The organism is Congregibacter sp. (genome assembly GCF_047617445.1).
Taxonomy (GTDB): Bacteria; Pseudomonadota; Gammaproteobacteria; order Pseudomonadales; family Halieaceae; genus Congregibacter.
Genome location: NZ_JBLGBE010000041.1, coordinates 19018 through 27957 on the forward strand (window position 1 = coordinate 19018; position 8940 = coordinate 27957).

At 55.3% G+C, this 8940-nt stretch carries 5 protein-coding genes and 1 pseudogene; 4 read left to right on the top strand and 2 right to left on the bottom strand.

Annotated features, from left to right (window positions below; translation table 11 throughout):
- Nucleotides 1-72 precede the first annotated feature (72 nt).
- The 3 genes from gltB to hemE all read left to right on the top strand — a co-directional run bounded on the left by gltB (nucleotide 73) and on the right by hemE (nucleotide 7110).
- Nucleotides 73-4515: a glutamate synthase large subunit gene (gene gltB / locus ACI9KD_RS10680; protein WP_414981154.1), complete on the top strand. Its 4443-nt coding sequence runs from the start codon at nucleotides 73-75 to the stop codon at nucleotides 4513-4515.
- 22 nt (nucleotides 4516-4537) lie between these two features.
- On the top strand, nucleotides 4538-5959 hold the full coding sequence (locus ACI9KD_RS10685) for an FAD-dependent oxidoreductase (protein WP_414981155.1): 1422 nt from the start codon (nucleotides 4538-4540) through the stop codon (nucleotides 5957-5959).
- Nucleotides 5960-6042: 83 nt separating this feature from the next.
- The gene (gene hemE / locus ACI9KD_RS10690) at nucleotides 6043-7110 is read left to right on the top strand and encodes a uroporphyrinogen decarboxylase (protein WP_414981156.1); all 1068 of its coding nucleotides are present in this window, start codon (nucleotides 6043-6045) and stop codon (nucleotides 7108-7110) included.
- 14 nt (nucleotides 7111-7124) lie between these two features.
- Here hemE and cysE read toward each other — a convergent pair whose 3' ends face one another.
- Nucleotides 7125-7919, bottom strand: coding sequence for a serine O-acetyltransferase (cysE, locus tag ACI9KD_RS10695; RefSeq protein WP_414981159.1), 795 nt, complete (start codon nucleotides 7917-7919; stop codon nucleotides 7125-7127).
- A gap of 88 nt (nucleotides 7920-8007) precedes the next feature.
- Nucleotides 8008-8661 (bottom strand): tRNA (guanine(46)-N(7))-methyltransferase TrmB, encoded by a 654-nt coding sequence (gene trmB, locus ACI9KD_RS10700; protein WP_414981157.1) that lies wholly within the window; start codon nucleotides 8659-8661, stop codon nucleotides 8008-8010.
- On the opposite strand from trmB, the pseudogene ACI9KD_RS10705 reads away from it, so the two are divergent.
- Nucleotides 8646-8940, top strand: a pseudogene (locus ACI9KD_RS10705) (hypothetical protein); the annotation flags it as partial. The gene trmB and the pseudogene ACI9KD_RS10705 sit on opposite strands and share 16 nt — an antisense overlap.

The window sequence follows — 8940 nt, forward strand, 5'->3', positions numbered from 1 at the left end:
AGCGCGCAACAGCAGGCATTGGCTAGCATAATTTACCACAAGCAACTGTTTTTAAAGGAATAAAAACCGAGTATGAGTGCAGGCCTATACAGTCCTGAGGAATTCCGCGACAACTGCGGATTTGGCCTTATAGCACACCAGTCTGGCGATGCGAGTCATCGGCTGTTGCAGGTGGCTATCGAATCTTTGACCTGCATGACCCACCGTGGTGGCATTGCGTCGGACGGACGCACCGGCGACGGCTGTGGTTTGTTGATGCAAATGCCCGAAGCGTTCATGCGTGCCTTAGCCAAAGAGCATTTTGCTATCGACCAGATCGGTCGCTTAGCAGTGGGACAAATTTTCCTCAATCAGGATGCGGCTGCAGCCCAGGCAGGCCGCGAGGCCCTGGAGACGGCTTTAGCTGACCGCGGGCTCACCGTTCTTGGTTGGCGGGAAGTGCCTGTAGACACCGCAGTCTGTGGTGAAATCGCCCTCGCGGGATTGCCACGCATCGAGCAGGTCTTTGTGGACGCCGGTGAGCTGACTCAAGATGAGCTGTCCACTGCGCTCTTTGTGGTGCGACGCAAGACCGAGATGGCTACAACGGATGACCCTGAATTTTATATTTGCAGTCTTTCTTCCCGGGTAATTGCCTACAAAGGTTTGGTTATGCCGGTGGATTTACCGCGCTTTTACCATGACCTCTCGGATGAACGGCTGTGCACGGCGATATGCGTGTTCCATCAGCGCTTTTCTACCAACACTATGCCCCGGTGGCCCCTCGCGCAGCCTTTCCGTTTGTTGGCGCACAATGGTGAAATCAACACCATTGATGGCAACCGCAACTGGGCAACCGCACGAACGGCCTTGTTCGAAAATGACCGTTTGCCTGATATTGCTGATATCGCCCCCTTGGTAAACCGCAGCGGTTCGGACTCTTCAAGCCTGGACAATATGCTGGAGGTTTTGCTCACGGGTGGCGTTGATATGCCCCGGGCACTGCGCATGCTGATTCCACCTGCGTGGCAGAATATTGAGTCTATCGACCCGGATCTCAAGGCCTTTTATGAGTATCACTCCATGCATATGGAGCCCTGGGACGGTCCCGCAGGGATCGTACTTACTGATGGCCGCTATGCGGTGTGTTTGTTGGATCGAAATGGCCTGCGCCCGGCGCGCTGGGTTCGCACCACCGACGGCTTTATTACCGTGGCGTCTGAAGTGGGTACTTATAGCTACCGCAACGAGGATGTCATTGCCAAAGGGCGGGTGGGTCCAGGTCAGTTGTTGGTCATTGATACTCAGACCGGTGAATTTTTGCAGACCGACGAGATCGACAATCGACTTAAATCGGCTCATCCCTATAAGCGCTGGCTCAAAGAGAGCTCCCAACGCATTGTCGGTAGCTTTGACGGCGAGGTAACACAGGGTATCGAGCCTAAGGATCTTCAGGCATATATGAAGATGTTTCAGGTGAGTTTTGAGGAGCGGGAGCAGGTTCTTCGCCCGCTTGCGGAGTCGGGTAACGAAGCCGTGGGATCCATGGGCGACGATACGCCCATGGCCGTGTTGTCTTTAAAGCAGCGCTCGCTATACGATTATTTTCGTCAGAAGTTTGCTCAGGTAACTAATCCACCTATCGACCCCTTACGGGAGGCGATAGTGATGTCTCTGGAGACGGCGATTGGCGTCGAACGCAATCTGTTCCATTTGGGGCCAGAGCACGCCGACCGCGTTATATTGACCTCTCCGGTACTCTCCCTGGGCAAGTTCAACACACTGATAAACCTTGATCGTCCGGGTTTTCATGTGGCGGATATTGATTGTAGCTTTGACCCTAAAGAGACGAATCTTCGTGCTGCTCTTGAGGCGCTCACGGAGCAAGCCGAAGCGGCGGTGCGTGAGGGCAGCACCATTTTGTTGCTTTCGGATCGGCGTATTGAGGATGACCGGCTACCCATACATAGCCTGCTAGCCACCGGGGCGGTGCATCACCATCTGATCCGCACGGGTTTGCGTTGTAATTCTAATTTGGTCGTAGAGACCGCCAGCGCCAGGGATTCTCATCAGATCGCCTGCTTGCTGGGTTTTGGTGCTACGGCGGTCTGTCCCTATCTTGCCTACTCCGTGTTGGAAGACCTGCTGCGCAGCGGCGAGCTGCTGGGTGAGCCCGGCGCCTGTTACAAAAACTATCGCCGTGGTCTGAACAAGGGACTCCTTAAGATCATGTCCAAGATGGGTATCTCCGCGGTGAGTTCTTATCGCGGCGCGCAATTGTTTGAGGCCGTCGGGCTGGCACGCGATGTTACAGATTTGGCGTTTTGTGGCGTGGCCAGCCGAATCGAAGGCGCGGGCTTTGTCGATCTTCAGGAAGATTCCGAGGCCTTGGCGCGACTTGCAAGAAGTCATCGAAAAGGTATTAGCCCGGGCGGCCTCCTGAAGTATGTCCATGGACAGGAGTACCACGCCTTTAACCCTGATGTAGTGACGACGCTGCAGCAGGCTGTGTCTACTGGCGAGTATTCGCATTACCAGCGCTACGCAAAGCTGGTTAATGAGCGACCCGTGGCGGCTCTTCGAGACCTCCTTACGCCGGTCGCGAGTGACGGGCCCATTCCTATAGATGAGGTTGAGCCGGTCGAGGCGATTATGAAGCGCTTTGATTCCGCGGGTATGTCGCTGGGTGCTCTGAGCCCCGAGGCACATGAAGCCCTGGCGACCGCTATGAATCGCGTGGGCGCGCGTTCAAACTCGGGGGAGGGCGGCGAAGACCCAGCTCGCTTTGGAACCGAGCGTGTTTCTAAGATCAAGCAGATAGCATCGGGTCGCTTTGGGGTAACGCCGCACTATCTGGTGAACGCCGAAGTTTTACAAATCAAGATCGCTCAAGGCGCTAAGCCAGGCGAGGGCGGACAGCTGCCCGGCGGTAAGGTCAATGAACTGATTGCGCGCTTGCGTTACTCCGTTCCCGGCGTGACCTTGATTTCGCCACCTCCACATCATGATATTTACTCCATCGAAGATCTTGCCCAGCTCATTTTTGACCTCAAGCAGGTCAATCCCACAGCGCTGGTGTCCGTAAAGCTCGTTTCTGAGCCTGGCGTGGGTACCATTGCTGCGGGTGTGACCAAGGCCTATGCAGACCTGATCACCATCAGCGGTTATGACGGTGGCACTGCGGCAAGTCCGCTGACATCGATCCGTCATGCGGGCTCACCCTGGGAGCTCGGTCTTGCCGAAGTCCAGCAGACGCTGCGCGGTAACGGGCTGCGGGGCAACGTTCGTCTTCAGGCAGACGGTGGTATGAAGACCGGACTTGATGTGATCAAAGCCGCGATTCTTGGGGCCGAAAGCTTCGGGTTTGGCACGGCACCGATGGTGGCACTGGGTTGCAAATACCTGCGTATCTGCCATCTGAACAACTGCGCCACTGGCGTAGCTACTCAGAACGAGCAACTGCGTGACGATCATTTCAACGGTACTGTCGAAATGGTGGTGCATTTCTTTACCTTCGTCGCGCAGGAAACCCGCGAGTGGTTGGCGAGTCTGGGAGTGAGATCTCTCCAGGAACTTATTGGCCGCACGGACCTGCTACACCGGGTACCGGGTGATACCGCGAGACAGCGATCTCTGGACCTGGCGCCCATTTTGCACAAGTCCGAAGATGCCCGGGGGCAGCCGGAGTTTTGCATAGTTGCCTCCAACGATCCCTGGGATCGTGGCGAGAAAGCCGAGATGATGTTTAGGGAAACGCTCTCTGCCATTGAGTCCGGTAGCGGCGGCGAATTTGCGTTTAGTGTTACCAATTGCGATCGGTCTATTGGTGCTCGACTGTCTGGTGAGATTGCACGGCGTTACGGCAATATGGGGATGGACGGTTCGCCGATCACGCTCAGATTGACCGGGACGGCAGGTCAGAGCTTCGGTGTTTGGAACGCCGGCGGCCTGCATATGTACCTCGAAGGTGACAGCAACGATTACGTGGGTAAAGGCATGGCTGGCGGCAAGCTGGTTGTCTATTCGCCGGCAAACAGCCGGTACGCTTCGCAGGAAACGACCATTATTGGTAACACCTGTTTGTACGGCGCCACCGGCGGCGTGCTTTACGCTGCGGGCACTGCCGGTGAGCGTTTTGCGGTGCGCAACTCCGGCGCGCATGCGGTGGTCGAGGGAGCGGGGGATCACTGCTGCGAGTATATGACCGGCGGCTGTGTCACGGTCCTTGGTGATACCGGGGTGAACTTCGGTGCGGGCATGACCGGTGGCTTTGCCTTTGTACTTGATCAGCAGCGGCAGTTTATTGATCGCTACAACAGCGAGTTGGTGGAAATTCATCGTGTGAGTTCCGAATACATGGAAGCTTATCGGACCCACCTGGGCGATATTCTCGCTCAGCACGTAGCTGAGACAGGCTCTGCATGGGGTCGCGAGATTAAAGAAAATTTTGAGGATTATGTAGGCAAGTTCTGGCTGGTCAAACCTAAGGCCGCCGATCTTCAGCAACTGCTGAGTCGCTTGCGAGAAACAGACTAAGGCATACGCCGGAGCAACCTCTATGAGTGGACGCGTTAGTAACAATTTCCAGTTTATCGATGTCGGTCGAGCGGACCCCAATAAAAAACATCTGCCTTCTCGTAAGACCGAGTATGTAGAAATCTATGACCCGTATACCAAAGCACAGGTAGAGGATCAGAGTGATCGCTGTCTCGAATGTGGCATTCCCTATTGTGAGTGGAAGTGCCCGGTACACAATTTGATTCCTAACTGGCTAAGGCTGGTGACGGAGGGCAATCTGTTCGAGGCGGCAGAGCTGAGTCATCAAACCAACACGCTGCCCGAAGTCTGCGGACGCGTCTGCCCGCAAGATAGATTGTGCGAAGGCGCTTGCACCTTGAATGACGGTTTTGGCGCCGTGACCATTGGCTCCGCTGAAAAATACATTACCGATACCGCGCTGGCCATGGGCTGGCGTCCGGACCTCTCGAACGTTGTTCCCACCGATAAGCGTGTGGCGATCATTGGCGCGGGCCCTGCGGGTCTGGGCTGTGCCGATATTTTGGTACGCGCGGGCGTAAAGCCAGTGATCTTTGACAGGCACCCCGAGATCGGCGGATTGCTGACCTTTGGCATTCCGGAGTTCAAGCTCGAGAAGCAGGTCATGATGCTCCGCCGGGAGATCTTCACGGATATGGGTATGGAGTTTCGTCTCAATACCGAAGTGGGTCGGGACATCAGCATGGAAACGCTGATGGAGGAATACGACGCGGTGTTTCTTGGCATGGGCACCTACACGCCTATAAAGGGCAATTTCCCGGGTGAAGAGCTTCCCGGCGTTTACAAAGCGCTGGATTACCTCATTGGCAACGTCAACCACAACCTGGGTTTTGAGCAGCATTCTGATGCCTACGTAAATCTTAAAGGTAAGCGTGTGGTAGTGCTTGGTGGCGGAGATACCGCTATGGATTGCGTGCGCACTGCCGTGCGTCAGCAGGCAGAGCACGTGATTTGTGCTTACCGTCGTGATGAAGAAAACATGCCGGGTTCTCGCCGCGAAGTGAAAAATGCCCGGGAAGAAGGCGTAGAGTTTTTGTTCAACCGCCAGCCGGTGGAAGTGGTGGAGTACTTTGGTGATGCCTGCGGCGTCAAGTCTATCGAGACGCGGCTGGGTGAGCCTGGGCCCGACGGACGCCGCCGTCCCGAAGCGATTCCAGGGAGTGAGCAGGTTTTGGAGGCCGACGCCATTATCATGGCCTTTGGTTTTCAGCCTAGTCCTGCGCCCTGGTTTGAGGACGTGGACGTACAAGTTAACGATTGGGGTGGTGTTGTTGCCGCAGAGCATCAGACCTTTGGCTTCCAGACGAGCAATCCCAAGGTGTTCGCCGGTGGAGACATGGTGCGCGGATCTGATCTTGTGGTGAGTGCGATCTGGGAGGGCCGCCAGGCTGGCGAAGGTATTCTTGATTACCTGGAAGTCTAATTGTTGGCTTGCGGCTAATCGTCGACACATTGAGAATTTGAAACGCCGGTCTTTGATGACCGTTTGAGGAAACAAAAGTAACGATGAGTGAACTGAAAAACGACCGTTTCTTGCGCGCATTGATGCGTCAACCTGTAGACCGCACTCCCCTGTGGATGATGCGGCAGGCGGGGCGCTATCTCCCGGAGTATCGTGCCACGCGAGAGCAAGCCGGATCGTTTTTAGACCTGTGTAAAAACACTGAACTTGCCTGTGAAGTGACTATGCAACCCTTGCGTCGCTACGCCATGGATGCGGCTATTTTGTTTTCGGACATTCTGACTATTCCTGATGCTTTGGGTCTGGGTTTGTATTTCGAAGAGGGCGAAGGGCCAAAGTTTCGCAAAACTGTTCGTAGCGCCGAGGATCTAGCTGGGCTCAATACGTTCAAAGCGGATGATGATCTAGGTTATGTAATGAACGCCGTACGGACAATTCGACATGAGCTTAATGGTTCGGTACCGCTTATTGGTTTCTCAGGATCGCCCTGGACACTAGCGACTTATATGGTTGAAGGTGGATCTTCAAAGGATTTCTCCCGGGTCAAAACCATGGCCTACGATCAGCCGGAACTGATGCACGAGCTGTTAACACTGCTGGCTGATGCCGTTGCCGATTATTTGACAGCCCAGGTTGAAGCCGGCGCTCAGGTGCTGCAGATCTTCGATACCTGGGGTGGCAGCTTAAGCGCTCCTGCTTATAAAGAATTCTCACTGAAGTACATGCAGCGCATTGTGTCGCGTCTGCCCAAGGAAGCCGATGGCCGGCCGGTCCCCGTTATTGTGTTTACCAAAGGCGGCGGACAGTGGCTGTCAACGATTGCGGATTGCGGCGCTCAGGCAGTCGGTATCGATTGGACGACTGATATTTCGACCGCCAAAAAGTTGGTCGGAGATCGAGTGGCGCTGCAGGGCAACATGGATCCCATGATGCTGTTCGCATCACCAGTCCGTATTCGCGAAGAAGTGGGCCGTATCCTTGCGGGCTTTGGGCATGGCAGCGGACACGTGTTCAATCTCGGTCATGGCATAACACCCGGCGTAAACCCTGATCATGTCACGGCTTTTGTTGATGCTGTGATTGAGTTGTCGCCGCAGTACCATCGGGACTGATCTAGCGAGTAGGTCTACTCGTCGCAGCAGGGCCAGCCGTGATCCATATCCAGCGCAGGTTGATCTGTGGAGGGTTTGCCGACCACCTTTGAGGGTACGCCGGCGACCGTTGTGTGCGCAGCTACGTCTTCAAGCACGACGCTACCGGCGCCAACTTTTGCACCTTCGCCAACGCAGATATTGCCAAGGATTTTGGCGCCCGCGCTGATTAGCACTCCGTCACAAATCTTTGGATGACGGTCGCCATTTTCTTTGCCGGTGCCGCCGAGGGTGACCGACTGAAGTATTGAGACGTTATTGCCAACACGTGCGGTCTCTCCAATAACGAGGCCGGTGGCGTGATCGAGCATGATGCCCTGACCGATGTGTGCCGCCGGATGAATATCGACGGCAAATTTGGTGCTCACACGGTTTTGGAAAAACAGGGCAAGCGGTTGACGGTCCTGCTTCCACAGCCAATGGGCGACGCGATGAGCCTGAAGTGCATGGAAGCCTTTGTAGTACAGAAAGGGAATGTACATTTCATGGGTCGCCGAGTCGCGGTCCAGCACTGCCAGCAGGTCTGCGCGCACCGCATCGAGAATCTTCGGGTCCGCCTCAAAGGTCTCCAGCATCACCTCGCGCAGGAGTAGCGCCGACGCTGCCGGACTGTCTAACAGGTTCGCGAGCAAGAAGCTCAGTGAACGCTCGATTCGCTTATGGTTAAGAATCGTGGCATGCAGGTAGCTCGCAAGAATGGGCTCGTCCTGAGAGTGCTTCTGCGTTTCTTCGCAGATTCTCTGCCAGATCGGGTCGTTGATTCCGGGCATCATAGGATTGTTCCTTTTGTCATACTGCTAAGAGTAGCCCATTGCTGCCAAGTCTTCATGGGGTGCTAAGGGTCTTGGTGTTTTTGTCTCACGGCAGCGTGGCTGTCACAGACCACAGTTGATGCCCGCTCTCGCGGTATTTGTGTTCGAACAGGGTCAAGGCTTCTTGGTCCCCGGGTACTACTGCAATGCGCGATGGCTGCCCCAAGAGATGCAGGGCCACACCACACTCCTCAACATAGACCTGCCAGTTGCTGCGAAGTTCTACATAACCTCCCAAAGCCAGAATTAGCGGAAACGCCGGGTGCCCATGAACCCTTCGGCTAAGATGCCCCGGCTTGGGCCAGGGATTGGGATACAAGAGGTAGTGCGCCAGAAGCTTTTGCTCCCGGGCGACCAGATGGCGCCAGATGGCTTCGCAGTGCGCCTGTAAAAACAAGCTGTTGTCGGGTGCTGCGTGCCTGCGATCCAGGCGATGACTGGATTTGTCGACACCAATGACCAGAGCATTGTCGTAGCGCGCCGCCAGTATGGCTGTGCTCTGACCCGTGCCGCAGAAAGAATCGAGCACCACTGGGCCACGATGCTTATCCAATGCCTTATCAAGCAAATCCAGTGCCGGCAGATCTACCTGCTGTGCAGGTTTACGCCAGCTGCTGGACGCATGTCGCTTCACAAGTGCGGGTAGCCCCGGATGAACACCCGCTTGGCTGCTATGAACTTTTGATGATGATGCCTGCATGTTCTGCAATCGCAATGGTGGGTGACTGGTCGGGGATGATACGGTTAGCGCTTCAGAAGTCGCAAATTTGCTCCCTCGCCATGCGTGATGATTTAAGGCCCTACTGGGTTAAAAAAGCCTATCTTCGCTACCGTCGGTGGTATGTGGATTATTTTCTGCGCCCCGAGTGCTCCAGTTTGGGTGATTTCTCGACCTTTATGAAGCCGCGCTATGTGATTATTTCGGGCCCCAATATACATATCGGCGATTGTTTTACCGCAGTGGCAGAACCCATGCATC